A 25,643-nucleotide genomic window follows, 5' to 3' on the forward strand; every position below is an offset into this window, starting at 1 on the left:
TTTTAAAGACACAAACGAAAAAGGCGGCCTCATCAGAGACCGCCTTTTTTTAATTATGGCAGCACGTCAAAAACTTTTGCCAAAGGGCGGCAAAGAACAGCGCCTTTATCACTGACCACAATAGGGCGGTTAATCAGCACCGGATGCGCCATCATTGCATCCAGCAATGCATCATCGGACAGGCTTTCATCGCCAAGGCCAAGCTCATCGAAAGGCGTGCCACGCTCACGCAGAAAATGACGCACCGGCTCGCCCGATTTTGCAATCACGGCTTTCAACTCATCGCGGCTTGGTGGTGTTTTCAAATATTCAACAATGAGCGGTTCAATGCCTTTTTCACGGATTGCCGCCAGTGCATTACGGGATGTGCTGCAAGCCGGATTATGATAGATGGTAACTGACATTTCTTCTCCGTTTCACATAAGCGCTTTATGATTGCGGTTGACGTGAACCGCGATAGTGCCCATGTCTATAAATACGATATTTAACTTTGATTATCACAAACCAATCCAATTCAGTACAGGAGCCACCCATGCAAAATTCCAAGAAATTCTATATAGATGGCGCATGGGTTGATCCGGTGGTGCCTGCTACGATTGATGTGATTGATCCTTCCACCGAGCAGATCTTTGCCACTATTTCCGCAGGTAGCAAGGCCGATGCTGACAAAGCCGTTGCAGCTGCAAAAGCAGCTTTCACCAGCTTTTCACAGACAACCAAACAAGAGCGCCTTGAGCTGCTGAAACGCATTCTGGCCGCCTATAATGCGCGCACTGAAGAATTCGGCAAAGTGATCTCGCAGGAGATGGGCGCACCGCTGGATATGGCGATCAGCGATCAGGCAGGCATCGGCACCGGCCATTTGGCGCAGATGATCAAAACACTCGAAGAGTTTGATTTCGATTATATGCAGGGGCAAACCAAAATCACCCATGAGCCTGTTGGCGTTGTGGCGATGATTACCCCTTGGAACTGGCCGATCAACCAGATCGCCTCCAAAGTTGCACCTGCCATTGCTGCCGGTTGCACTATGGTGCTGAAGCCTTCCGAAATTGCTCCGTTAAACGCCATTCTGTTTGCCGAGATCATGCATGAAGCGGGCGTGCCGAAAGGCGTATTCAATCTGGTCAATGGTGACGGCCCAAGTGTCGGGCAGGTGCTGGCAGAGCATAAAGATGTCGACATGGTTTCCTTCACCGGTTCCACCCGCGCTGGTGTGATTGTCGCACAAAGTGCCGCACCAACTGTAAAGCGCGTGCATCAGGAACTGGGCGGCAAATCACCCAATATAGTGCTGCGCAGTGCTGATCTGAAAAAAGCCATTCCGGCTGGCGTTTTCCATTGCTTTAACAATAGCGGCCAGTCTTGTAATGCGCCGACCCGCATGTATGTGCCTTCAGAAAAAATGGATGAAGTGATCGCACTTGCCAAAGTAGCTGCGGAAAAAGTGCGCGTTGGCGCACCGTCCGATGCTAACACCACCATGGGCCCTGTGGTCAGCGAAGTTCAATACAACAAAATTCAAGAACTCATCCAATCCGGCATTGATGAAGGTGCGGAACTGGTAACCGGCGGCACCGGTCGTCCGGCAGAACTTAACAGCGGCTATTATGTGCGCCCGACCGTCTTTGCCCGTGTGCAGCAAGATATGCGTATCGCGCGTGAAGAAATCTTTGGCCCAGTGCTTTCTATTCTCGAATATGACACCGTTGAAAACGCTATCGAATTGGCCAATGATACCGAATACGGGCTTGCATCTTATATTCAGGGTGATCTGGAAGAAGCACGCGCTATTGCACCAAAGCTCCGCACCGGCACCGTGCGCATCAACCGCCCTGATTGGGATAGTGCGGCACCTTTCGGTGGCTACAAACAATCCGGTAATGGCCGCGAATATGGCTTATTCGGCCTGATGGAGTTTTTGGAAATCAAAGGCATTCTCGGTTACGAGGAAGCTTGAATAACAACCAGCGCTCATGACATTTGATTTATTCGCAAATCAGGCACCATCCCTTCCGCCAGTGGAACATATGGCGGAAGGGGCAATTTTACTGCGCCAATTTGCAAGCCCCTATGAAGCAGATATTTTAACCGCATTGCGGCAGGTGGTGGATATCTCACCGTTTCGTCATTTGGTGACACCAGGCGGCTATCAAATGTCAGTTGCCATGACCAATTGCGGCAAAGCCGGCTGGGTTTCTGATCGAACCGGCTATCGCTATGATCCGGTTGATCCGATGACGCAACAACCATGGCCTGCCATGCCGCAGGCTTTTTTGACACTGGCACAGCAAGCAGCCAAACAAGCTGGTTACGCTGATTTTAAGCCCGATGTTTGCCTGATGAACCGCTATTTGCCCGCCAGTAAACTATCACTGCATCAGGATAAAGACGAACAAGACCTGCACCACCCGATTGTGTCGGTCTCGCTGGGATTGCCTGCTGTTTTTCAATTTGGTGGATTAAGTCGCCAGGATAAAATTACCAAATACCCGCTCCATCACAGTGATGTGGTCGTTTGGGGTGGCGCATCACGGCTTTACTATCACGGTATTTTACCGCTTAAAGAAGGCGAGCACCCGATCTTCAGGCGCTCGCGCATCAATTTAACATTCAGAAAAGCGCTCTGACTGATTTTTAAGTCAGCGCCTGCTGTTTGGTTTCCACATCAATGAAGAAGGCAATAATTGCCGCTACCAGCAACAGCGCAGCAAACATGCCGACCGCTATGATAAAGCTCTGGCTGATCACCCATGCCAGCACGGATGGGGCGAGCAAGCCGCCAAGACGTGCCATGGCGCCGGCAGCTCCCATACCACTGCCGCGCAGTGCAGTCGGGTAGAGTTCCGGCGTGAAGGCGTAAAGCGCGCCCCATGTGCCCAGAAGCGCAAAGCTCATCACCAAAATAGACATGCCAACGAGGAACGAACTACCGGCAATGGTAAAGAGGAAACAAGCGGCCGCACTGATAAACAGGAAAGCGATCAGCGTATTGCGACGCCCCCATGTTTCAACGCCGTAAGCTGCCAGTGCATAGCCCGGCAATTGCGCCAATGCGACAATAACCAAGAAACCATAACCGCGCACAAAGCCGAAACCATCGCTGGAAAGCTTGGCGGGAATCCATGTGAAAATGCCGTAATAAGAAACCGACACCAAGAACCAGATCGCCAATGTTGTGAGTGTGCGCTGGCGTAAAGTCGGTGAAAACAGGCTTTCATTGCTGACCAGTTGCGGTGCAGTCAGCTTTATATTTGCATCAAGTTCCGGCTTGCCATTGGTGCGCAAAACGCGGTTCATCACATGTTTGGCTTGTTCCTGCTCTCCGTTTTTCATCAGGTGCATCGGAGATTCCGGCACCCAGATGCGCAACCAGATGCCAATCAATGCAGGTGCAGCAGTGACGATGAAAATATAGCGCCATGCGTCTTCAACACCGGCAAGGCTGGCACCCCATGCGGCCAACGCAATCACCACCGTGCCAACCGCCCAGAAACCTTCCAGCATCACCAGCCAGCGACCACGGGTTTTGCTCGGCAGAAACTCAGCCATCATCGCATAATCAACCGGCAATGTGCCGCCAACGGCCATACCGGTGAGAAAACGAAGCCCCAAAAGAATACCAAAACTTGGCGAAAAGGCTGACAGCAAACCAAACACCGCATCACACGCAACGGTGATGAGCAGTACCCGTCGGCGGCCATATTTATCCGCCAACCGGCCAAACAAAGCCGCACCAATCAGCATTCCTAAGAAAAACAAAGTGCCTGTCTGCAATGCCTGCGGCAAAGTGAGGCCAAAGGTCAGCGCGATGGAGGCACTGGTAAAACCAACCGCCAGCACCTGCATGGCATCCGCTGCCCAGACAAGGCCGAATACACCAAGCAAATGACGCTGGAAACGCCCTGTGCCCGCCTGATCCAATGTTTGTTCGATTGTTTGCTTAACTGGGGTCACGATTGATGGCTCCTCGCCTGCCTTGTGCACCGATAATCATATTTCGATAATTCACTTGATCACATTTTGCCAGAGGGTTTCAGCTCGTGGCGACAATGTTTTTAAATGGCGATAGATGCGGATTTCCGAGGTAATCTGCCATTGTTCATCATTGCTTGCCAGCACCAATTGTCCGTTGGCAAGTTCTGCCGCGATCAGACTTTCCGGCAGCCAGGCAACACCCCAGCCAGCCAGAGCCATCGCCTTCAAGCCGACAGACATGGTGTTTTCATGCACAACGCGGCGCTTGAAATCCGGCACTTGGGTAAATTGTTTTTCCAAGGCCGTGCCAAAAAAAGACGTATCGCCATAGCTTAAAAAGGCCAGTTCAGTGCCATCCGCCATTGCTTTATCGAGCAAAAAACCATCAGGATGAGGGGCTGAAACCGGCAGCAAGCGCTCCTCGCCCAATATATGATAAGCATAATGGCTTGTATCGAGATGAAATGGCACATTTTCATGCGCATAGGTCAGCAAAAAGTCGGCTTCACCATCAGAAAGCGTTTCGACATTTTCTTCAATGCCGCCGCGATCCGGGCACAGGCGCGACTGGATCGGCCCCATCTGCTCTTGCAGCTTTTGCAGCCATATCGGAAAGAAGGTAACAGTCAGAGTTTGAAGGCCGGAGAAGCTGACAATTTTCAGCTCGTCACCATTAGGCTGCAAAGCCGCACGGGTACGATAAAAATTGCGCAATGTTTCCTGCGCCACCGGCAAAAAGGCTTTGCCCTCTTTGGTCAGTTCAGCCGGAAAGGTCGCACGGTTCACCAATGTCACGCCAAGCCAGATTTCCAGCTGTTTGATACGACGGCTAAACGCTGATTGCGTCACATGGCGCAACTCTGAAGCACGCGTAAAACTGGAAGTCGAAGCGAGAACAGTAAAGTCCTCCAGCCATTTCAGTTCCATTTAACAACCTGTCCTTCATCGAAGAGAATTTTAGCACTCTCATCCTTATGCATTTCTTGCATAAGAATTGCAAAACAAAGCAATAGCCGTCACAGCATTAATTGCCTAAATTACCTTATTGCTTTTTTTCATGGCCCCACCGGAGTGTTCCTTGTGACAAGAACTATTTATCTCAACAACCAGTTCGTGAGCGAACAGGACGCCAAAATTTCTATCTTTGACCGCGGTTTTCTTTTTGCTGATGCTATTTATGAAGTCAGTGCTGTCGTTGAAGGCCGCCTGGTTGATAATGATCTTCATTTGACCCGTCTGGAACGCTCTTTAGGCGAAATCGACATTCCTATGCCGATGCCAAAAGAAGAGATCATTAAGCTGCAAGCTGAATTGATTCGCCGCAATAATCTGCGCGAAGGCGTGGTTTACATGCAAATCACCCGCGGCACCGCCGAGCGTGATTTTGGCTATGCAGCAGATATGAAACCTAACTTTGTCATGCTGACACAGGTGAAAAACATCACCAACAGCGCAGCCGCCAAAAACGGTATCGCTATTGATCTGGCGCCCGACAACCGCTGGACACGTCGCGACATCAAAACCACCATGCTGCTGGCACAGGTTCTGGCCAAGAAAACCGCCCATGATGCCGGTTATCAGGATGTGTGGCTGGTTGAAGACAACCACATTACCGAAGGCGGCTCTTCCACCGCATTCATCATCACCAAAGACGATGTGCTGATCACCCGTCCAAACTCCAACAAAATTCTGCCGGGCTGCACCCGTAAGGCCGTGCTGAAAATTGCTGAAGAGCAAAATCTGACTGTTGAAGAACGTCTTTTCACACCTGAAGAAGCCTTCAACGCCAAGGAAGCTTTCCTGACCAGCGCCTCAAGCTTTGTCACACCGGTTATCCGTATTCAGGAACATGTCATTGCTGACGGCAAGCCGGGCTCGCTGACCCTGCGCTTACAGGAAATCTACATGGAACTGGCTCGCACCAGTGCAGAGCCAATTATCTGATAAAAGGATTAAAAACGATGAATGCACGTATCCGTGATTTTAATATTCTCTGCGGAACCATGCCGACAGGGGCAATGAATGCAATCACGGATGTGCCGGGCGTTCTCGTTGGACATCACACAATAAAAGACGGTGACATCAATACTGGTGTCACCGCCATTTTGCCCCATAGCGGTAATCTTTATCGCCGCAAAGTGCTGGCCGCCAGCGAAGTCATTAATGGCTTTGGCAAAAGCACCGGCCTTGTCCAGATCAATGAACTGGGCTCACTGGAAACACCTATCCTGCTCACCAATACATTCGGGGTTGGCACTTGCGCCAATGCGCTGATCCGTGATGCGATCGCCCAAAACCCTGATATCGGCCGCACGACCGCAACCGTTAATCCGGTTGTTTGCGAGTGCAATGACGGTCCGCTCAATGATATTCAAGCCCTTGCAGTGACCGAAGACCATGCACGTCTGGCTCTGAAAAATGCTGGCACGCATGTTGCCGAAGGCAATGTCGGCGCGGGCACAGGCATGACCTGCTTTGGCTTTAAGGGCGGCATCGGTACTGCGTCCCGCGTCATTAAGCTGGACGGCAATGATTATCATGTCGGCGTGCTGGCACTGACCAATTTTGGCCGTGCCGGTGATCTGACCCTGCCGGATGGTCGCCGCCCTGACCCGCGCGTTAAATCTGAGGCTGAAAAAGGCTCGGTCATTCTCATTCTTGCCACCGACATTCCGCTGGAACACCGCCAGTTACAGCGCGTCACCAAACGCTGCGGTGCCGGTCTTGCCCGTCTTGGTGCTTTCTGGGGACATGGCAGCGGCGATATTGCTGTTGGTTTCAGCACTGCCGTGACATTTGACCATGATGAGAAAAGCGATCTGATTTCTATTCAGGCTTTGAATGAGAATCGCATCGATCAGCTTTTCCGTGCAGCCACTGAAGCGACACAAGAATCAGTGCTTAATTCGATGTGCGCCGCTGATGCAATGACAGGGCGCGCCGGAAACAGCCGTCTTTCTTTGCGTAACTGGCTGGAAGCTTAACACTTCATTTATCTTCACCGCCAAGCAGAATCGTAAAGACAGTTCTTTTCTTCTCTTTATATGTCTGTTGTGCGCCGTTAAAATAATTTTTTACCACGTTAAAGCCCGCATTCGCGGGCTTTATGCTTGATTGAGGGTTAAATAGTTACTGCTGTAGAAGGAGGTTGTTAACCTTCATTTTCTATTACTAAGGCACGTTCTAAGGCTTACATACGAGTTGGTTCAGGTGTCATGCGTAATCTCAGCAGTAATTTTTCCCCAATGACAACAGACAGCGCCGAAAGCGCATCTGCGTCACATCAGACACGCGAAAACGCGCAGCAGGATATCCGCGGCACCAGCGGTCCGGCGACGGCTGCTGCCCAGATTGATCCGGCGTGGAAAGCACATTTTGCCCTTGGCCAGAATGTGCGTTTTACCCGCACACCGGAAGCCGAACTTGCACGTCGTCGCGGTGAAACACTGCCCGATATTAATACGCGCAACTCTGCTCCATCTGTACAGGCTGTGGATACAAGTGTCAGCTCGGTCACACCTGTTGAGCAGCCGATGGCCGTTGCAAGCTTGCAGGAAAGTGTTTCACAAGGTTTGGCCGCGACACCGGCAAGCCCTGTCACCACACCAACAGCAAGCACGACAACTTCGCATGTGCAGACACCACATCTGGATGCGGCCGTGAAAAGCCATGAAGTTGCACCTGCTGCGCCGGTTCAGGCTGCCGGGCCGGTGCAGACAACCACAATTGCTGCAACACCTGTTGCAGAAGAGCCTGTCGTTGCGCCAGTGACCGCCACTGTTGTTTCAGCCCCTGCCTCCATCATCAGCGAGCCAGCGGAAACACCGGTTCGTAAAGATGTAACCCACCTTCTCTCCGACTTTGCTTTTTTTGAAGGTTTTGACTTTTCAAGCCTGAGCGATGCACCTCTGGCTCTGGCTCCGGCTGCGGTTGAAGCCGCACCTGTAGCTGTCGTTGCAGAACCTGTCGAAGACGTCAAAGTTGAAGAAGTGGCTGAAGCGCCAGTTGTTGATATTTTGGCACAGTTCCGTGTTGTTGAATGGAACAAGCCGCGCAATGCACAAGCAGAAGTAACAACCACTACAGAAGCTGTTGCGGCTGAAGAAACAACTGTTGCAGAAACAGCTGCCGTGGAAACTGTTGCCGAGGCAATTGTTGAAGCTCCGGTTGCAGAAGCGCCAGCTATGGAAGCCGCACCGGCTGTTGCCGAAGTTGCGCCTGAGGTTGAAGACGCAGAGGCAATTGAGCAGCCTGTTATGCTCGAAGTCAGCGCCGATTTAGAAGAAGCAGACGACATCGAGGCTGAGGAAGAAATGGAAGTGGAAGAGATTTCCGCCCCCTCCCCTGCTGCACCGAGTTTTGCACGTATTGCAACTCCGGCCGCGCCTTATCAACCAGCGCCTCTGCCGCAAACTGCAGTTGAATATGTAGCTGGTGAATATGAATTCCCGCCGCGCTCACTCTTGCAGGAACCACCTGCAATGGACGGCACGGTCATCACACAGGAAATGCTGGAGCGCAGCGCCGGTTTGCTGGAAAGCGTGCTCGAAGATTTCGGTGTGCGTGGTGAAATCATCCATGTTCGCCCAGGGCCTGTGGTTACGCTTTATGAATTTGAACCGGCACCAGGGGTTAAATCCTCCCGCGTGATTGGTCTGGCAGATGATATTGCCCGCTCGATGTCTGCGCTTTCAGCCCGCGTTGCTGTGGTACCAGGCCGCAATGTCATCGGCATTGAACTGCCGAATGCCAATCGTGAAACGGTTTATTTTCGTGAAATGATTGAATCCAAAGCGTTTCAGGATTCTGAATATCACCTGCCATTGGGCTTGGGTAAAGCCATTGGCGGCGAGCCTATCATTGCTGAACTAGCTAAAATGCCTCACCTGCTGGTTGCCGGCACCACCGGTTCCGGTAAGTCGGTTGCCATCAATACCATGATCCTGTCGCTGCTTTATCGCTTCAAGCCGGAAGAATGCCGCCTGATCATGGTGGATCCGAAAATGCTGGAACTGTCGATCTATGACGGTATTCCGCATCTGCTCACCCCTGTTGTGACCGACCCGAAAAAGGCGGTTGTAGCGCTGAAATGGGCTGTGCGCGAAATGGAAGAGCGCTATCGCAAGATGGCTCGTCTCGGCGTGCGCAACATTGAAGGCTTCAATGCCCGTGCAGCAAGCGCCAAGGGCAAGGGCGAAACTGTCATGTGCACAGTACAGTCCGGCTTTGACAAAGAAACCGGCGAGCCGGTCTATGTTCAGGAAGAGCTTGATCTGACCCCGATGCCTTATATCGTCGTTATCATCGACGAAATGGCCGATCTGATGATGGTTGCGGGCAAGGAAATCGAAGGTGCTGTACAGCGTCTGGCACAGATGGCACGTGCGGCCGGTATCCATCTCATCATGGCGACACAGCGCCCGTCTGTTGATGTGATCACCGGTACAATCAAAGCCAACTTCCCGACCCGTATTTCCTTCCAGGTCACATCAAAAATCGACAGCCGTACGATTTTGGGTGAAATGGGTGCCGAACAACTGCTCGGTCAGGGTGACATGCTGCATATGGCCGGCGGCGGACGCATTGTGCGTGTGCATGGTCCGTTCGTTTCCGATGAAGAAGTCGAAAAAGTTGTGTCCCACCTGAAAGAACAGGGGCGACCGGATTATCTGGCGACCGTTACTGCAGAAGAAGACGAAGAAGAAGCCGCCGAAGAAGACAGCGCAGTCTTCGATCAGTCCAGCGCTGGTGCAGAAGATGGTGATGAATATTACCAGCAGGCTGTCAAAGTGGTGATGCGTGATAAAAAATGCTCTACCTCTTACATCCAGCGTCGTCTTGGCATCGGTTATAACCGCGCTGCCTCACTAGTGGAACGCATGGAAAAAGAAGGCCTTGTTGGTGCCGCCAACCATGTCGGCAAGCGAGAAATCCTCGTTGGCAATCGCGACAACGCTTAAAAAATCGGGCTTTATAACAGTCCACACATTGAACAACATCAAGCGGCTCTGCATTTCAGAGCCGCTTTTTGCATTTTAAAACCCACTAAAATACTCTATCACAGCGGCTTGATTGTCCATGTCATCAATCAACCGCTCATCTTTAGGCCAAGGATATTTCCATGCCCGCACATATGCAGACAACGCCAGAAAAAAAACAGAAGAAACGCACCCTTGCGCTGGTGTTCATCACGCTCATTGCCTGTTGTTTGTTTCTGCTGTTTTTAAGCCTCGGCATTTGGCAGGCGGAGCGGTTAAGCTGGAAAAAAGACCTGATTGCCCGCGTGGATGCACGTATTACAGCTCAAGCTGTTCCTGCTCCTACTCCGCAAGACTGGCCTGCTATCAGCGCAGAAAAAGATGAATATCGCCATATCTTCGTTGAAGGCAGCTATATAAAGGGCAAAGAAATTGCAGTCAAAGCGCTCACCGTTTTAGGCTCCGGCTATTGGCAATTAGTGCCACTGCAAACAAAAGATAATGGCGTCATTTATATCAATCGCGGCTTTGTCAGCGATGAAGATTATAAAGCAGGCCTGCTCAATCAAAACATTCCGGCAGGAGAAACCAGTCTTTCCGGATTATTGCGCATCAGCGAACCGGACGGCTTTTTCCTGCGCCCCAATGAGCCGGAAAAAGACCTCTGGAATTCACGCGATGTTGCAGCCTTTGCAACCAAGCAAGGTCTTAATCATGTAGCGCCCTATTTTATCGATGCTGATAAAGCCGCCAGCTCTGCTCAGACCTCCGGCAAACAACCGGTTGGCGGACTTACAGTGGTTAGTTTTCCGAATAATCATTTATCCTATGCAATCACCTGGTTTGTGCTGGCTTTGATGGTGCTTGGCGGCACGCTATTCACATGGTTTTACAAAGATAGAGCAAAATAGTCATATTTTAGCTTTGCTCACACGACAAACTTGACTATACAATACAACATTGCTGAGTTTTCAGATTGACCCGGATTGATAGTGAGTAAGCATATGACCATCAGTACCCGCCTCACCACCCTCTTTGGTGCAGCAATTGTTGCCATGTCTCTTGGCGCGTCAGCTCAGGCTGAAGAGATCACCATCAAGCATGTTCAGGGCGAAACTGCCGTTCCTGTAAAGCCTGCCAAGACCATTACTTTTGATCTGGCCACCCTTGATAATCTTGATCGTCTGGGCGTTGACATTGTTGGTCTGCCGAAAGCCAATCTGCCAAAATATCTTTCCAAATATGCGGGCGATGCTTATGCAAAAGTCGGCACCTTGTTTGAGCCGGACTACGAAGCTGTCAATGCCGCAGAACCAGATCTGATCATTGTTTCCGGTCGTTCAGCGCCAAAACAGCCTGAACTGGCCAAAATTGCACCGACCATTGACCTGACCGTCAACGCCACCAACTTCATCGCCGATGTTAAGAACAATGTTGAAACATTGGGACGCATCTACGGCAAAGAAGAAGTCGCTAAAGACGAAATCGCCAAGCTTGATGCCTCCATTGCAGCCCTTAAAGAAAAAACTGCCGGTAAAGGCAAAGGTCTTTTGGTTATGACCTCGGGCGGCAAAATGAGCGCCTATGGTCCGGGCTCCCGTTTTGGCATGCTTCACAGTGAATTTGGCGTTGAAGCCGCAGATCCTGAATTAAGCGTTGGCAGCCACGGCCAGCCGATTTCAGCAGAATATATCCTTGAAAAGAACCCTGACTGGTTGCTGGTCATCGACCGTGATGCAGCGGTTGGCGCCAAAGAAGGCGATGCAGCAAGCAAGGTTCTGGACAATGACCTTGTCAACCAGACCACCGCCTGGAAGAACAATCAGGTCATCTATCTGGATGCGATGAACTGGTATTTGGTGGGTGGCGGTCTTTCCGGTCTGCATGAAACCATCGACCAGCTTTCAGAAGCTTTTGATAAAGCAAAATAAGCGCTACAACTGATAAAATCCAACAAGTCGGGCCTTCCGTTTTTAACGGCAGGCCCTCACTTTTAAAATTCAAAGGTTGCCCGCGTGAAAGGTCTTTTTGCAGCAGTTCTCATTGTCGTCGTACTGGCTATCATCAGCCTGTTTATCGGCGTGAGCGATGTGTCGTTGCAAACGTTGTTTGGCGACAGCCAAACCGACCGCGCAACACAAGTGCTGCTTATCAGCCGCATTCCACGCACATTAGCGATTATTCTCTCTGGTATGTCGATGGCCGTTGCCGGTCTCATTATGCAAATGATGGCGCGCAACCGTTTTGTTGAGCCATCCACTGCCGGAACCGTTGAATCTGCCAGTCTCGGCATTTTAATGGTGACACTTTTTGCACCAGCCACCTCTGTTTTTGGTAAAATGCTGGTTGCCGCTGTTTTTGCTATGGCCGGAACAGCACTGTTTTTACGCATCCTGCGCGCCATCCCGCTGCGCTCAGTGCTTGTTGTGCCTTTGGTCGGCATCATGCTTGGCGGCGTTATCAGCGCCGTTACCACCTTCATCGCTTATCGTTTCGAGCTGCTGCAATCGCTTTCCGCCTGGACAACCGGCGACTTTTCCAGCGTTTTGCGCGGCCGCTATGAGCTATTGTGGCTGTCTTTCTTCCTCACCATCATTGCCTATATTGCTGCTGACCGTTTTACGGTTGCCGGTATGGGTGAAGATTTCACCACCAATCTGGGGCTGAAATACCGCCGCGTCATGACGCTTGGTCTTTCCATCGTCTCGATGATTTCCGCCGTTGTTGTTGTGACCGTCGGCATGATCCCGTTTTTAGGCCTCATCGTGCCGAATGTCGTGAGCATGACCATTGGCGATAATATGCGCCGTTCGGTTCCCTGGGTGGCGGTGCTTGGTGCCGGACTGGTGCTCGCCTGCGATATTGTTGGCCGCTTAATCCGCTATCCTTATGAAATTCCGATCGGTACCATGATGGGTGTGGTGGGCAGTGTTGCCTTCCTCTATCTTCTGTTGCGCAGAGGGTCCCGCTTTGCTTAAGAAAAATCCAAAAATCGTTCTTATCAGCTTAAGCATGCTCGCCCTTGTGGCGATGATTGCCTTCATGACGCTCGGTATCAAAGGAAGCTGGTCTTTTGCGCTGCCGTTTCGTGGTGTCAAACTTGCAGCCATTGTGCTGGTCGGCTTTGCCATTGCCGTTTCCACCGTGCTGTTTCAAACGGTCACCAATAACCGCATCCTCACCCCATCCATTATGGGTTTTGATGCGCTTTATATTCTGATCCAGACAGTCGTGGTATTCTTCTTCGGCTCCACACATTTAAGCTGGCTTGGCCCCAATGTGATGTTTGGCGTTGAAGTTCTGGTAATGGTGATTTTTGCCGGTGTGCTTTATCACTGGCTGTTTTCAGGCGGCATGCGCAGCCTGCATCTGGTAATGCTTGTCGGTATTGTTTTCGGTGTTTTGTTCCGCAGTTTTTCAAATCTGATGCAGCGCATGATCGACCCGAACGAGTTTGCCGTTTTGCAGGATCGTTTCTTTGCCAGCTTCAATACTATCAACAGTGAAATTTTAGCAATTTCAGCCATCGCAGTGGCGCTGATTTCGCTTTACGGCCTGCGGATGCTGCATATTTTTGATGTGCTTTCGCTGGGGCGTGAAGCCTCCATCAATCTGGGCGTTGACTACCGCAAAGTAGTCAACAAAATCCTGCTGATGATCACCATTCTGGTGTCTGTCTCTACCGCTCTGGTTGGCCCTGTGACCTTCTTCGGCCTGCTGGTTGCCAATCTTGCCTATCAGATTGCCGGTTCTGCACGCCATGCGGTTGTGCTGCCTGTCGCAATTTTGATCGCGATCTTATGCCTTGTCGGTGGACAGGTTGTCCTTGAGCGCGTATTTGCATTCAACACGGCTTTAAGTGTCATCATCGAGTTTCTGGGCGGTCTCGTTTTCATCGTCCTTTTGATCAGAGGAAATAAACGATGATCGAAATCAAGAATGTCAGCAAGAAATACAATGACTCCGTTGTTGTTGACGATGTGACACTGACCCTGCCTTCCTGCGGCATCACCTCGATCATCGGCCCCAATGGTGCCGGTAAATCCACCCTGCTTTCCATGGTCAGCCGCTTGTTGCCAATGGATAAGGGGCAGGTAACCGTTGATAGTCTCGATGTGAATAAAACCGCCGGTGATGTACTGGCAAAGCGCTTGTCGATTTTGCGACAGGACAACAGCATTTCATCCCGCCTCACCGTGCGTGATCTGGTCACCTTTGGCCGTTATCCACACACCAAAGGCCGCCCGAACAGTGACGACCGCCGCCATGTCGAGCAGTCGATCAATTATTTGGGGCTTGAAAAACTAAGCGAGCGCTTTCTCGATGAGCTCTCCGGCGGTCAGCGCCAGCGTGCTTTTGTGGCGATGGTTTTATGTCAGGATACCGATTATGTCCTGCTTGATGAGCCGCTGAATAATCTCGACATGAAACATTCAGCCGCCATGATGAAGCTTTTGCGCAAAGCAGCCGATGAGCTGGGCAAAACCATTGTGCTGGTTCTGCATGATATCAACTTTGCCTCCTGGTATTCCGATCATATCGTCGCCATGCGTGATGGTAAGGTCGTGCATCAGGGCTCACCTGACGATCTGATCCAGTCCGATATTCTGCGCGACATTTATGATATGGATATTGATGTGGCGATGATTGGCGGCAAGCGGATTGGCGTCTATTATCTTTAATGCAAGATAATCAAACCACTATTCAAAGGGTTCTGGCGCCATGTCACAATTTTTCATCGGCATTGACGGCGGTGGCACCGGATCACGCGCCGTTGTGGCGGATCAGAACGGCAATGTTTTAGGCCATGGCACCAGCGGTGCAGCCAATATTGTCACCGACCCTGAACAATCGACACACCATATTCTGGAAGCCGTTCAAGCCGCATTTAATGCGGCTCAATTAGACATCAGCCTCTATGCACAAAGCGCGGCCACTCTCGGCCTTGCCGGTGCGAATATTGCCAGCGCCCGCGATGCTATTTTAGCCAACATGCCTTTTGCACGTTCAGAGATCGTGTCAGACGGCCTGATTGCTCTTCAGGGCGCACTTGGCGATGAAGATGGCACCGTGGTCATCCTTGGCACAGGAAGCGCCTATATAACGCGTAAAGGCGACAATATCAGCTGGCGCGGCGGCTGGGGCTTTCAGCTTTCGGATCTTGGCAGCGGTGCCAGACTTGGCCGCAGCCTGTTGCAAGAAGTTCTGCTCAGCTATGATCGCATTATTGCTGCCAGCCCGTTGACAGAACATGTCATGGCGCAATTTGGCAATGAACCGGCACAATTGGTAGAGTTTTCTAAAACCGCACGACCAAGCGCCTATGCCGCTTTTGCGCCGGACATTTTTAACTATGCTGATCAGGACGATCAGGTAGCGCTCAGTGTTATTCAACAAGCCGCCGGTGATATTGCACAAACCTTGCGTGTTTTAATCGAAGAAGGCACCGATAAAATCAGTATGCTGGGTGGCTTGGCACCGCTTTATCAAAAATATCTGCCTGCAGAGCAGCAGGCATTGATTGTGCCGCCGCAAGCTGAAGCCCTTGAGGGCGCCTTACAATTAGCGCTTAATAAATTCAAATAAACAAAAAAGGTGACAGAATAATCTGCCACCTTTTCTCTTTTTTCAAACCACTTTGATGTGCCAAAGCTGACACTTGGCGCATTAATGCTGCGGCTTGTTACCTTGGCGCGCCAGCTCAAGGGTCGGATCTTCCTTGATGCGTTTGCGCTCTTTATCATCCATCAATTCATACCACATGGCATTGAGCACAGCGAAAGCTGCGGCAAGCGGTAAACCTAGAACCCATGAAAAATACCACATTTTCATTTCTCCTGATCGGCAGAACAAACCTGCTGCCCTGCCTGTAATTTTAATATGCGTGGCTGTTGTCGTCTTCGATCATGTTCTTATCGACCTTGCCCCACAGCACCTTGTAAACCCAGGATGTATAGAACAGGATCAATGGCAGGAAGATTGCCGTTGCAACGAGCATATTAAACAAGGTCATCTGGCTGGATGAAGAATCCCAGACCGTCAGGCTGGCATTCGGATCGAGTGAAGATGGCAGAATGAACGGGAACATCGCCACACCAACCGATGAGATGATACCGAAGATCGATAATTTACCCATCAGGAGCGGCATCACTTCACGACCGGCGCGCATTGCAACCAACACCGACAATGCGCCCAAAATACCCAATACCGGTGCGATCAGCAAAATCGGATAATTGCTGAAATTGGTAAACCATGCACCATGCTCCAACACAGCGGTTTTAAACAGCGGATTGGACGGTCCATCGGTGACGATTTCACTGGTGATGCGATAGCCGGCAATGCCGTACCACATCCAGATGCCGGCCAGCACATAGAAGACAATCGTCAGCAAAGCTGCGACACTGCCAAAGCTTTTGGCACGTTTTGCAATGTCACCAGTGGTTTTCAACACCAGCCATGCAGCACCATGCATGGTGAGCATAGCGACCGACAATAATCCGCACAGCAGTGCAAACGGATTGAGCAGACCAAACAGATTACCTTCATAGAAGATCTGCAAATGATCACTGAAGCGGAACGGCACGCCCTGAAGCACATTGCCGACAGCCACACCGAAAATCAGTGCCGGCACAAAACCGCCGATAAACAGTGCCCAGTCCCAGCCACTGCGCCACTGCGGGCTTTGCTTTTTGCTGCGATATTTAAAGCCGACAGGCCGTAAAATAAGCGCAAACAGGATGATAAACATCGCCAGATAAAAGCCGGAGAAGGACACAGCATAGAGCGGTGGCCATGCGGCAAAAATAGCACCACCACCAAGGATGAGCCAAACCTGATTGCCTTCCCAGACAGGGCCGATCGTGTTGATAACCACACGACGTTCCACATCAGTTTTGGCAACGAATGGCAGTAAAGTGCCAACGCCCAGGTCAAAACCATCCATAGCGGCAAAGCCGATCAGCAATACACCCAGCAGAACCCACCAGATCAGCCGCAAAGTTTCATAATCAATCAACTGACTTAAGATCATATCGTAACACAGCCTCCTTATTCGGCTGGCACAATACTGGCAGGTGCCAGCATGGCTTCAGGGTTACTGTCTGGGGCAGGACCATCTTTGATCGCACGGATCATCAATCCCATTTCGATCACGATCAGAACTGTATAAATTGCGACGAAACCAGCAATGGTCAGCAATACAGTGGAAGCCCCCAGATTGGACACCGCCATCGCCGTTGGCAACACGCCTTCAATGATCCACGGTTGGCGACCAAATTCTGCAACGATCCAGCCCATTTCCGCAGCAATCCACGGTAACGGAATGGAAAACACTGCCACTTTCAACAACCAGCGGTGCTGATCGAGCCTGCGCCGGCCGGAGAGATAGAAGAAAGTACCGGTCAGCAGGATAAAGAAGAAGCCCAGGCCTACCATAATACGGAATGACCAGAAGAGGGGCAGAACGCCCGGCACTGTGTCATTGGCCGCTTTCACAATCTGCTCTTCGGTTGCCAGACGCGGATCATCCACATAACGCTTCAACAACAATGCATAACCAAGCCATTGGCCGTTATCTTCAAACTGCGCCTGAATTTCTTCCGATACCTGCCCTTTAGGACCTGCGATACGGATTTGTTCCAGCGCATCATAGGCTTTGATACCGTTGCGAATATAGGTTTTATTATTTTCCACCAGCTCGCTGATACCCGGAATAGCCGTATCCAGTGAGCGGGTACCAATCAGCCCCATGACCCAAGGAATATGCACGGCATAATGGGTTTCACGGGCTTCCTGATCCGGAAAACCAAAAGCGGTGAATGATGCCGGAGGTGGTTCTGTGTCCCATGCAGCTTCGATGGCTGCAAGCTTCATCTTCTGATGTTCCGAAGAAAGATAACCGCTTTCGTCACCCAGCACCACAACGGAAAGCGATGCAGCCAGACCAAAAGAAGCAGCAATGGTCATCGAGCGCTTGGCAAGCTCCGTAGAGCGGCCTTTGAGCAAATACCATGCCGAAACACCCAGCACAAAAATGGAAGCTGTGACGTAACCGGCCGAAACCGTATGGACAAATTTTGCCTGCGCCACCGGATTAAACAGCACAGCGAAAAAGTCAGTGACTTCCATACGCATGGTCTGAGGATTGAAGGCAGAACCAACAGGATTTTGCATCCAGCCATTGGCGATCAAAATCCATAATGCCGACATGTTGGAGCCTGCAGCCACCAGATAGGTGACCATCAAGTGCCCCAACTTGGAAAGCTTATCCCAGCCAAAGAAAAACAGGCCGACAAATGTTGCTTCCAGAAAGAAAGCCATCAGCCCTTCAATAGCCAGCGGAGCCCCGAAAATATCACCTACATAATGGCTGTAATAGCTCCAGTTCATCCCGAACTGAAACTCCATCACAATCCCCGTGGCCACACCCATGACAAAGTTGATGCCGAATAATGTACCCCAGAACTTCGTCATCTGACGCCAGACAAGGCGACCGGTCATCACATAAACGGTCTCCATAATTGCCAGAATGACAGAAAGACCCAGAGTGAGGGGGACGAATAAGAAATGATATAAAGCCGTGATTGCAAACTGCAATCTGGACAGGGAGACGATATCAAATTCCATCTATTTACACCGGAAAACCGGCCCTCTTTAAAGCGGGGCAAGAACGCACCCCATGAAACTGTTTTACCCTTTTAGAACCTAAAATATTCATGTACGCAGCCCATCCATCAGCATTGCAAAACGCGGATGCTGCCGTGACACATTTTCAATGATGCGCCCATGTTGCATAACAATCAGTCTGTCAGCGAGCATGGCCTCCCGCCTCACGTGTGTCACAATGATAAAACTACGTGCTGCCCCCATAGCTGCCAGACTTTGCAAAACATCCTGACTGGTTTCTTCATCCAGTCCTTCTGTCGGCTCGTCTAACAACCAAACAGGTGTATCATGCAGGAAAAGCCGTGCCAAAGCCAGACGTCTCTGCTGCCCACCCGAAAGTCCCGTTCCTCCCTCCCCCAAGGACGTCGAAAGCCCTTGCGGCATTTGTGCCAAAACCTCACCCAAACCTGCATTTTGCAAGGCTTGAACCAAGGTTTCATCACTTGCTTGACGATTTGCCAACAGCAAATTATCGCGCAAACTATCTTGAAAAAGCTCGGTTTTTTGCGTCAGCAATGTTGAAGCACACGCCAAAACCTGCCCGCTTTTTGCCTGTAACTCACCAGCAATCAAAGCCAGCAAACTGGATTTACCGGCACCACTGGCACCAATAACTGCAATTTTCTCATGGTTATTCAATGAGAAGCTCACATCATGCAGCACATCAACTCCCGCCCCCTCGTGGCGCGCTGTGACATGCCTGAACTCCACCGCCAGCCCATCCTGAGGCGGCTGTGGCTTATAAAAATCTACTGTCTCCGTTTCAAGACTTGGGCCAACGCGTTGTGCGGCCAAAATCGTGCGGGTCAATTCCATCGCACCGCGGCGCAAAGCTGCAAATGGCTCAAAAGCCGAAAGTACCACCAACAACACAAAGACCGCCAAAGGTGCGCTGACATTGCCGTTTTGCGCAATCTTTGAAACTGCGACCATAGCCCCTGCCAGCAGAGCGGCAGATGCAATGCCAAAACCTGCACCTGCCATCACATCAAGGCGGTTGACCTTATCATCCGCTTTGGCCAGATGCTCATCAGCATATTGCACGGCATGAGTTTGGGCATCCATCCGACCCGCCATAATCAGCTCGACCTGCCCTGCCACCATATCAATGGTGCGCGCCCGCAAAGCTTCCGTGGCCTTGGCGCGTTTGCGCATAGGTTTACGTGCCTGCAAGGCAATAATCAGCGGTAAACCAAGTCCGGTAATAACCAGCGAAATACCAACCACTGATCCAAGCCAAAGATTGACAAGCCCGAGTGCCACCGCACACACAAGCGCTGTGGCAAGCGCTGCACCAGCAGGCACCAACACACGCAGATAAAGTGAATCCAGTGCATCAATATCGGCTGTCAGGCGAAACAAAAGCTTGGCTGGTCTGCGCAACAAATCATGTGCAGCCTGTGGTTTTGCCCATGAACGGAATAGTTTCTCACGCAACGAGGCAAGTACGGCCAGCATGGCATCATGCGTTACCAGCCGCTCCAGATAGCGCGATCCGGTGCGTAAAATGGCCAGCAAACGAATACCGGCGGCAGGGGCAAACACATCAAAAACAACGGCAGTAGCAACAGTTAAACCGGCAATTGCTGTGGCGGTAATAAACCAGCCAGACAGACCAAGAAGCAAGATACCTGCCAGCACGGTCACACCAGCCAGAAGCATACCCGCATAAAGCAGCCACTTCTTTTCACGGAAATAAAGTGCCAAAATCGGACGTAATGCGCGAAGGCCACTCATTCTGCTGCCCCCCTGACATCTGCATAATTTTGTCGCTCACTATCCAATCGGATGACGTAGTCCATATGACGCGCCAATGTCTCGTCATGCGTTGCAACCAGCATGGTTTTGCCCTTGGCCAAGGCAAGCAAACTTGTTGTAATCTGATCCGCCGTTTCGCGATCAAGATGGGCGGTCGGTTCATCAGCGAGAATAATAGTTGCAGCCGGATCAACCGCTGCGCGCGCCAATGCCAAACGCACCGCTTCGCCACCGGACAGGCCGATACCACCTTCGCCAAGCATATGATTATTCATCACATTGCTCACATCGCTCAGCGCCATCACTTGCAAGGCTGCATCCATATGGCTTTGATCGACATGCTCACGCTGCAAACTGATATTGGAGCGCACGGAACCGGCAAAAATATGTGGCTTTTGCCCGACCCAAACCATTTGACCGCGCAACTGAGCTGCGTTTTCATCTGTTAAAACCTGCCCGCCGATTTCCACCGTGCCGGATTGCGGCTTGATCAAACCGGCAATCAGAGCAAGGATCGTCGATTTGCCCATACCGCTTGGGGCTAGAATGGCAACTTTTTCACCAGCCTGTATGGCAAGATTAAAATCTTGCAGAACCTTACGTTCAGCCTGATAGCTATAGCTAACCGCATTCAGTGTGATGGATGTATCCTGGCCGTCCGATGGCGTATTTCGCTGATGCCCTGCACCAACAATCGGAGCCTGATGAACATGTAAATTTTCCAAGGCATCAATAGCTGCCTCGCCACTGGCACGGTCGTGCCAGGCATTGGATAGTTCCCGTAACGGCTCGAAAAATGCTGGCGCCAGCAACAACACAAACAAAGCTTCACTTAAAACAAGCTTATCGCCCCATGCACCAAAATTAAGCGGCCCCAACAGATGGAAGCCGATATATACCGCAACCATTGCCACGCCCAGTGCTGAAAAAAGCTCCAGCACAGCAGAAGATAAAAAAGCGATACGCAAAACCACCATGGTTTTTTTGCGCAGAGTTTCGGCATTTTCACGTAAACGCAGAGCAGTTTGATCCACAGCATCAAAACTGCGGATTGTTGCCAGACCGCGCAAACGATCAAGCAGAAAACCGTTCATGCTGCCCATTTCCACCAGCTGTTCTTCGCTGGCTTTTTGCGCACGCATGCCGATCAATGCCATGAATAAAGGAATGAGTGGTGCGGCAATAAGCAAAATCAGTGCCGATGTCCAAGAATAGTAAAATACAAAGCAAAGCAGAATAAACGGCACCACCATCACTTTTTGACGGATAGGCACAAAGCGCGAGAGATAAGGCACCATCATTTCAGCCTGCTCGGCCAGAATACTAGCCGTTTCGCCCGATGAAGGGCGGCTGATATCCAATGGCGAGCGGGAGCTTAAAGCGTGAAGGGCTTTAGTACGCATCAGCGTTAAAGTCTGACGCGCCGCACGATAGGCCATACGACCACCCGCAGCATCCAGCATTGAACGCAAAACACCAAGCAGTAAGATGCCCGCAGCCAACCAATAAATGCGGTTGTCAAATTGCCCGTCCGCAATCAACCCAACCGCATAGGCAAGCATTGCGGCCTGCGGGATCCAGATCAAAGCAGCCAAAACCTGAAGCCAACCGCCCTTCTTTAATAAAGGCGGTTGCGCACGGCGCGGACGACGTGCTTTACGCGGGCTTTTTGCCACGTTTTGCGTTTCATCCGCTACAAGTTCAAGCTTGTTATCTGTGTCCTTACGGCTCACGCTGCTTTACATCTTTCTTAGTTGCGGAGCGACCGCGACCAAGCGAAACAATCTTATCGGTCGTTTCCAGAAAACGGGTTACTTTTGCACCAAGAGCCAGCAGGGTCATCAAGCGTTCTGTTTCAAGCTTTTTGACGTCATCATACCAATTGGTCAGTTGCTCGATCAGGCCGTACATATCCTGCATACGATTTTGCGCAAAGCGGTCGTTTTCTTCGGTCGGCTGCTCCATCAAAATTTCACGCAACACACTCAGTGTCGGATCAATTTCACGTTTTTTACGCTCTTCGGCGAGTGTGCGTAAAATTTGCCAGACATCATCCGGCGTAGTGAAAAAATCTCTGCGGTCACCCGGGATATGGCGCAACAGCACCAAATTCCATCCCTGCAACTCACGAATTCCCATAGAAACATTGGAGCGAGAGACACCCAATGCTTCCACAATCTCATCAGCGCATAAGGGTTTGGCGGATACATATAACAATGCATAAATCTGCCCGACAGTGCGGTTGATACCCCACCGGCTACCCATCTCGCCAAAATGCAGCACGAAGGATTGTATAATAGGCGTTAATTCCAAAATATTTCTCCCGTAAATTCTGAACTTTCAGAAATTACTGAAATTCAGATAACGCAATCTGAACGGTTCAACAACCGCTACAGACAGCAACATTGAATAACCGGACAATCGGTCGCAGGCACAAACAGCCCCCTCAGGCTTGAGTGCTGCTCCTTTCCTTCCGTTTACTCTTTACTATTTCACTTATTCTTTTTCGGAAGGCTCAGGTAATTGCCGGCTATCGTCGGTCCGGTCACGATGAATGACCGCCCGCGATAATAATAACAATGTCACAGGTGTGGTTACAATTACAAACGCTGTTATCAATATTTCATGAATTATCAGCCGGCTTTCCAAAATGGAAAAGAAGAGAACAGAAGCAATTAAAATGCCCCCTGCTCCGCATGTGGTTCCCAATGTGGGTGCATGAATACGCTCATAAAAACTTTTAAAGCGCACCATGCCGATGGTGCCGATCAGAGTGAGTGCGGAACCAAGCAACAAAAAGAGCGAAATGAGGATGGCTGCCCATAGCGGCAGATCGGCTGCATTTGTCATTCGATGACCTCGCCGCGCATCAAAAACTTTGCCATCGCCACAGTGGAAACAAATCCGAGCAGTGCAATCGTCAAAGCTGCCTCAAAATAGATATTTGTGCCGGTGCGGATGCCAAATGTCAGCAACAACAGCATAGCACACACATAAAGCGCATCCATGGCCAGCACGCGGTCCTGCGCTCTGGGCCCTGAAACCAAACGATATAAAGCGCATAACATGGCGCATAAAAGCATGAACTGAGAGGCCAGCAATGACCAGAACAAGAGGACTGCACTCATGCAAAAATCTCCAGTAACAGTTCTTCATAACGCTGCTTGATGGAATCTCTCCACTCCTGCGCGTCTTTGAGATCCAGCACATGGATCAGTAATTCACCGCTGGCTGCATGATAATCCACCCATGCGGTGCCAGGTGTTGCCGTAATTATACAAGCCAGAATAGCTAAGCCCATCCGGTCGGTTAATTGCAAGGGAATTGCCACAAATCCTGCGCGGCGGCCACGATCATGGCGCGACAAGATGATTTTTGTCACCGCAATATTAGATTGCAGAATATCCAGCGCCACACGCCAGACCAACACAGGAATGAGACGATAAGAGCGGATTCTTGGCTTTTGCGGCACCAAAGCCGTCATCGCATGACAGGCAACAAAAGCAACGATAGAGCCAAAGATCAGCGCGCCGATGGTAAAATCATTCAGCAGTAACCAGAAGAGCAGAAGCGCTGCAAACAAAACCGGATAAGGGAAAAGCCACTTCATTGTGCACGCCCTTCCTGTTTGAGGGACAAGACAGGCTTATCACCCTCTTTTGCGACACGTGGCGCCTGCAAAACACTGTTGATATATTGCGACGGGTCATGCAGGCCGGCAGCGGTTTTATTCATATAATTCATGGCAGGACCTGCCTGAATGGTCAGCGCCAGACAGATAAGCAGCAGTCCGGCAATCGGCACCACTTCAATGACCAGCACGCGTGGCACACGCCCTTCCATCGAAGCCCAGAAGGTGCGGATACCACTACGGGTCATAGCAATCAAAGCGGAAAGGCCTGAAAGGACAATCAATGCAATCAGCAACCAGCTATGCCAAGGCAAACCATCAGAAACGGCCGGATTGGAAGTTTCAGGATTTAAAATGCCAGTCAGCAGCACAAATTTGGCGATAAAGCCTGAAAACGGTGGCAAGCCGATCAGCAAAATAGCAATAACGGCAAAACAACCACCCAGAATGGCTAGTGTGCCTGGTAAGACAATGCCGACCTCGTCTTCCTCTTCTTCTTCCTCTTCATCACCATAGGCTTCAATGGTAACCGCCAACACGTTTGCCGCTGCATCCTGCCCGCGCTCGATCAGTTCGATCAGCAGGAAGAACGCTGCAATCGTTAAAGTAGAGGAAACCATATAGAAGAGTGCGCCACCGGTCATCGCGGCATTGCCGCTGCCAATTGCTGCCAGCAATGTGCCGGAGGAGACCAAAATGCTGTAGCCAGCCAAACGCCCTAAAGCCTGCGATGCCACGACACCAATAAGCCCGAAAGCAATAGTCAGCATACCGCCATAATAGATGCCATCATCACCAAAGCCAGACGACATGCCCGCACTGACACCAAAGAATAATGGCGACAGACGCAACAGCACATAAATGCCGACTTTACTCAAAATGGCAAAGATCGCGCCAACCGGTGCAGCAGCAGCCGTATAAGTTGCCGGCAACCAGAAATTAAGCGGCCACATACCGGCTTTAATCAGGAAAGCAATGCCGAGCACTGCGCCACCTGCTTCTAAAAGCATCCGGTCTTCTGCCGGAACATCAGGAATAAGCACCGCCAGATCAGCCATATTAAGCGATCCGGTGACGCTATAAATCAGACTGACACCAATAAGAAACAAAGAAGAGGCAACCAGATTAACCGCAATATAATGCAAGCCAGCTTTAACGCGCATCACACCGGAGCCGTGCAGCACCAAGCCATAAGATGCAGCCAGCATCACCTCAAAAAATACAAATAGATTGAAAAGATCGCCGGTTAAAAACGCACCATTGATGCCCATCAACAGTAATTGAAACAGTGTGTGGAAATGCGGCCCTGCTTTATGCCAACGCGCTACAGCATAAATAAGTGCTGCAAGCCCGAGCACCGAGCCGAGCACCATCATCAGTGCCGCAAGCTGATCAAGCACCAGCACAATACCAAAAGGCGCTGCCCAGTTGCCCAGCAGATAGACCTCAGCGGCAGGGGCGAGCTTTTCAGCTTTTAAAAGCAAACTAAGTGCCAGCGCCAGCAATGTCACGGTTGCAACCAGATTAATGCCGGATTTAAGCTTGCGGCGACGCTCATCAAACATCAGCAACACGGCTGCTGTCGTTAATGGCAGCAAAATTGGCAGAATAATCAGGTGATGGCTCCAATCCAT

24 protein-coding genes are annotated in these 25,643 nt (G+C 50.9%); 11 read left to right on the forward strand and 13 right to left on the reverse strand.

Annotation, left to right across the window (positions count from 1 at the left end):
* Positions 1-53 precede the first annotated feature (53 nt).
* A complete protein-coding gene (gene arsC, locus FHS77_RS06230) occupies positions 54-404 on the reverse strand; it encodes an arsenate reductase (glutaredoxin) (protein WP_184221424.1) in 351 nt (116 codons plus the stop codon).
* Positions 405-532: 128 nt separating this feature from the next.
* Between arsC and FHS77_RS06235 the strand changes: the two genes are divergently transcribed.
* Together FHS77_RS06235 and alkB are read left to right on the forward strand one after the other, a co-directional pair.
* A complete protein-coding gene (locus FHS77_RS06235) occupies positions 533-1,960 on the forward strand; it encodes an aldehyde dehydrogenase family protein (protein ID WP_184221426.1) in 1,428 nt (475 codons plus the stop codon).
* Positions 1,961-1,976: 16 nt separating this feature from the next.
* The gene (gene alkB / locus FHS77_RS06240) at positions 1,977-2,630 is read left to right on the forward strand and encodes a DNA oxidative demethylase AlkB (RefSeq protein WP_184221428.1); all 654 of its coding nucleotides are present in this window, start codon (positions 1,977-1,979) and stop codon (positions 2,628-2,630) included.
* A gap of 7 nt (positions 2,631-2,637) precedes the next feature.
* Here alkB and FHS77_RS06245 read toward each other — a convergent pair whose 3' ends face one another.
* Complete coding sequence (locus FHS77_RS06245; RefSeq protein WP_184221431.1) at positions 2,638-3,957, reverse strand: MFS transporter; 1,320 nt, start codon at positions 3,955-3,957, stop codon at positions 2,638-2,640.
* Positions 3,958-4,008: 51 nt separating this feature from the next.
* A complete protein-coding gene (locus tag FHS77_RS06250; protein WP_184221433.1) occupies positions 4,009-4,905 on the reverse strand; it encodes a LysR substrate-binding domain-containing protein in 897 nt (298 codons plus the stop codon).
* Between the two features lie 153 nt (positions 4,906-5,058).
* Here FHS77_RS06250 and FHS77_RS06255 point away from each other — a divergent pair, with 153 nt between their 5' ends.
* The 9 genes from FHS77_RS06255 (at position 5,059) to FHS77_RS06295 (ending at position 15,542) form a co-directional block, all read left to right on the forward strand.
* Positions 5,059-5,922, forward strand: coding sequence for a D-amino-acid transaminase (locus FHS77_RS06255; RefSeq protein ID WP_184221435.1), 864 nt, complete (start codon positions 5,059-5,061; stop codon positions 5,920-5,922).
* Positions 5,923-5,939: 17 nt separating this feature from the next.
* A complete protein-coding gene (locus FHS77_RS06260; RefSeq protein ID WP_184221437.1) occupies positions 5,940-6,962 on the forward strand; it encodes a DmpA family aminopeptidase in 1,023 nt (340 codons plus the stop codon).
* A 549-nt stretch (positions 6,963-7,511) separates the two neighbouring features.
* Positions 7,512-9,938, forward strand: coding sequence for a DNA translocase FtsK (locus FHS77_RS06265; RefSeq protein ID WP_246431258.1), 2,427 nt, complete (start codon positions 7,512-7,514; stop codon positions 9,936-9,938).
* Positions 9,939-10,099: 161 nt separating this feature from the next.
* A complete protein-coding gene (locus tag FHS77_RS06270; protein ID WP_184221441.1) occupies positions 10,100-10,867 on the forward strand; it encodes an SURF1 family protein in 768 nt (255 codons plus the stop codon).
* A 93-nt stretch (positions 10,868-10,960) separates the two neighbouring features.
* Positions 10,961-11,887 (forward strand): siderophore ABC transporter substrate-binding protein, encoded by a 927-nt coding sequence (locus FHS77_RS06275; protein ID WP_184221443.1) that lies wholly within the window; start codon positions 10,961-10,963, stop codon positions 11,885-11,887.
* A gap of 84 nt (positions 11,888-11,971) precedes the next feature.
* Entirely contained in the window at positions 11,972-12,934 is a 963-nt protein-coding gene (locus tag FHS77_RS06280) for an iron chelate uptake ABC transporter family permease subunit (protein WP_184221445.1), read from the forward strand.
* Between the two features lie 34 nt (positions 12,935-12,968).
* A complete protein-coding gene (locus FHS77_RS06285) occupies positions 12,969-13,883 on the forward strand; it encodes an iron chelate uptake ABC transporter family permease subunit (RefSeq protein ID WP_184221810.1) in 915 nt (304 codons plus the stop codon).
* A complete protein-coding gene (locus tag FHS77_RS06290; protein WP_184221447.1) occupies positions 13,880-14,638 on the forward strand; it encodes an iron ABC transporter ATP-binding protein in 759 nt (252 codons plus the stop codon). Before FHS77_RS06285 ends, FHS77_RS06290 begins: the two co-directional genes overlap by 4 nt.
* Positions 14,639-14,678: 40 nt before the next feature.
* Positions 14,679-15,542, forward strand: a complete 864-nt coding sequence (locus FHS77_RS06295; protein ID WP_184221449.1) for a glucosamine kinase nucleotide-binding domain-containing protein — start codon at positions 14,679-14,681, stop codon at positions 15,540-15,542.
* Positions 15,543-15,623: 81 nt separating this feature from the next.
* On the opposite strand, the gene cydX is transcribed toward FHS77_RS06295, so the two are convergent.
* The 10 genes from cydX to FHS77_RS06345 all read right to left on the reverse strand — a co-directional run bounded on the left by cydX (position 15,624) and on the right by FHS77_RS06345 (position 25,643).
* A complete protein-coding gene (gene cydX, locus FHS77_RS06300) occupies positions 15,624-15,782 on the reverse strand; it encodes a cytochrome bd-I oxidase subunit CydX (protein WP_184221451.1) in 159 nt (52 codons plus the stop codon).
* Between the two features lie 49 nt (positions 15,783-15,831).
* Entirely contained in the window at positions 15,832-16,986 is a 1,155-nt protein-coding gene (gene cydB, locus FHS77_RS06305) for a cytochrome d ubiquinol oxidase subunit II (RefSeq protein ID WP_184221453.1), read from the reverse strand.
* Between the two features lie 17 nt (positions 16,987-17,003).
* Positions 17,004-18,581 (reverse strand): cytochrome ubiquinol oxidase subunit I, encoded by a 1,578-nt coding sequence (locus tag FHS77_RS06310; RefSeq protein WP_184221455.1) that lies wholly within the window; start codon positions 18,579-18,581, stop codon positions 17,004-17,006.
* Positions 18,582-18,668: 87 nt separating this feature from the next.
* Complete coding sequence (gene cydC, locus FHS77_RS06315; protein ID WP_184221457.1) at positions 18,669-20,357, reverse strand: thiol reductant ABC exporter subunit CydC; 1,689 nt, start codon at positions 20,355-20,357, stop codon at positions 18,669-18,671.
* Positions 20,354-21,940: a thiol reductant ABC exporter subunit CydD gene (cydD, locus tag FHS77_RS06320; protein ID WP_246431259.1), complete on the reverse strand. Its 1,587-nt coding sequence runs from the start codon at positions 21,938-21,940 to the stop codon at positions 20,354-20,356. Before cydD ends, cydC begins: the two co-directional genes overlap by 4 nt.
* Before the next feature lie 160 nt (positions 21,941-22,100).
* Positions 22,101-22,691, reverse strand: a complete 591-nt coding sequence (locus FHS77_RS06325) for a GbsR/MarR family transcriptional regulator (protein WP_184221461.1) — start codon at positions 22,689-22,691, stop codon at positions 22,101-22,103.
* A gap of 183 nt (positions 22,692-22,874) precedes the next feature.
* Entirely contained in the window at positions 22,875-23,228 is a 354-nt protein-coding gene (mnhG, locus tag FHS77_RS06330; RefSeq protein WP_184221463.1) for a monovalent cation/H(+) antiporter subunit G, read from the reverse strand.
* Positions 23,225-23,506: a K+/H+ antiporter subunit F gene (locus tag FHS77_RS06335; RefSeq protein ID WP_184221465.1), complete on the reverse strand. Its 282-nt coding sequence runs from the start codon at positions 23,504-23,506 to the stop codon at positions 23,225-23,227. Before FHS77_RS06335 ends, mnhG begins: the two co-directional genes overlap by 4 nt.
* Positions 23,503-23,988 carry a Na+/H+ antiporter subunit E gene (locus FHS77_RS06340; protein WP_184221467.1) on the reverse strand — a complete coding sequence of 162 codons (486 nt, stop codon included), beginning with the start codon at positions 23,986-23,988 and terminating at the stop codon, positions 23,503-23,505. Before FHS77_RS06340 ends, FHS77_RS06335 begins: the two co-directional genes overlap by 4 nt.
* On the reverse strand, positions 23,985-25,643 hold the full coding sequence (locus tag FHS77_RS06345; RefSeq protein WP_184221812.1) for a monovalent cation/H+ antiporter subunit D: 1,659 nt from the start codon (positions 25,641-25,643) through the stop codon (positions 23,985-23,987). The genes FHS77_RS06340 and FHS77_RS06345 overlap by 4 nt, the downstream gene beginning before the upstream one ends.

Origin of the sequence: Paenochrobactrum gallinarii (assembly GCF_014205685.1) — a bacterium.
Taxonomy (GTDB): Bacteria; Pseudomonadota; Alphaproteobacteria; order Rhizobiales; family Rhizobiaceae; genus Paenochrobactrum; species Paenochrobactrum gallinarii.

Excerpts from the sequence above, each read along its gene's own strand:
- FHS77_RS06235 (WP_184221426.1), top strand. The coding sequence starts at position 533 with ATGCAAAATTCCAAGAAATTCTATATAGATGGCGCATGGGTTGATCCG.
- FHS77_RS06285 (WP_184221810.1), top strand. The coding sequence starts at position 12,969 with ATGCTCGCCCTTGTGGCGATGATTGCCTTCATGACGCTCGGTATCAAA.
- cydC (WP_184221457.1), bottom strand. The coding sequence starts at position 20,357 with ATGAGTGGCCTTCGCGCATTACGTCCGATTTTGGCACTTTATTTCCGT.
- arsC (WP_184221424.1), bottom strand. The coding sequence starts at position 404 with ATGTCAGTTACCATCTATCATAATCCGGCTTGCAGCACATCCCGTAAT.
- FHS77_RS06260 (WP_184221437.1), top strand. The coding sequence starts at position 5,940 with ATGAATGCACGTATCCGTGATTTTAATATTCTCTGCGGAACCATGCCG.
- FHS77_RS06295 (WP_184221449.1), top strand. The coding sequence starts at position 14,679 with ATGTCACAATTTTTCATCGGCATTGACGGCGGTGGCACCGGATCACGC.
- mnhG (WP_184221463.1), bottom strand. The coding sequence starts at position 23,228 with ATGACAAATGCAGCCGATCTGCCGCTATGGGCAGCCATCCTCATTTCG.
- FHS77_RS06275 (WP_184221443.1), top strand. The coding sequence starts at position 10,961 with ATGACCATCAGTACCCGCCTCACCACCCTCTTTGGTGCAGCAATTGTT.
- FHS77_RS06265 (WP_246431258.1), top strand. The coding sequence starts at position 7,512 with ATGGCCGTTGCAAGCTTGCAGGAAAGTGTTTCACAAGGTTTGGCCGCG.
- alkB (WP_184221428.1), top strand. The coding sequence starts at position 1,977 with ATGACATTTGATTTATTCGCAAATCAGGCACCATCCCTTCCGCCAGTG.
- cydD (WP_246431259.1), bottom strand. The coding sequence starts at position 21,940 with ATGCTTGCCTATGCGGTTGGGTTGATTGCGGACGGGCAATTTGACAAC.
- FHS77_RS06290 (WP_184221447.1), top strand. The coding sequence starts at position 13,880 with ATGATCGAAATCAAGAATGTCAGCAAGAAATACAATGACTCCGTTGTT.
- FHS77_RS06270 (WP_184221441.1), top strand. The coding sequence starts at position 10,100 with ATGCCCGCACATATGCAGACAACGCCAGAAAAAAAACAGAAGAAACGC.
- cydB (WP_184221453.1), bottom strand. The coding sequence starts at position 16,986 with ATGATCTTAAGTCAGTTGATTGATTATGAAACTTTGCGGCTGATCTGG.
- cydX (WP_184221451.1), bottom strand. The coding sequence starts at position 15,782 with ATGTGGTATTTTTCATGGGTTCTAGGTTTACCGCTTGCCGCAGCTTTC.
- FHS77_RS06310 (WP_184221455.1), bottom strand. The coding sequence starts at position 18,581 with ATGGAATTTGATATCGTCTCCCTGTCCAGATTGCAGTTTGCAATCACG.
- FHS77_RS06335 (WP_184221465.1), bottom strand. The coding sequence starts at position 23,506 with ATGAGTGCAGTCCTCTTGTTCTGGTCATTGCTGGCCTCTCAGTTCATG.
- FHS77_RS06345 (WP_184221812.1), bottom strand. The coding sequence starts at position 25,643 with ATGGATTGGAGCCATCACCTGATTATTCTGCCAATTTTGCTGCCATTA.
- FHS77_RS06250 (WP_184221433.1), bottom strand. The coding sequence starts at position 4,905 with ATGGAACTGAAATGGCTGGAGGACTTTACTGTTCTCGCTTCGACTTCC.
- FHS77_RS06340 (WP_184221467.1), bottom strand. The coding sequence starts at position 23,988 with ATGAAGTGGCTTTTCCCTTATCCGGTTTTGTTTGCAGCGCTTCTGCTC.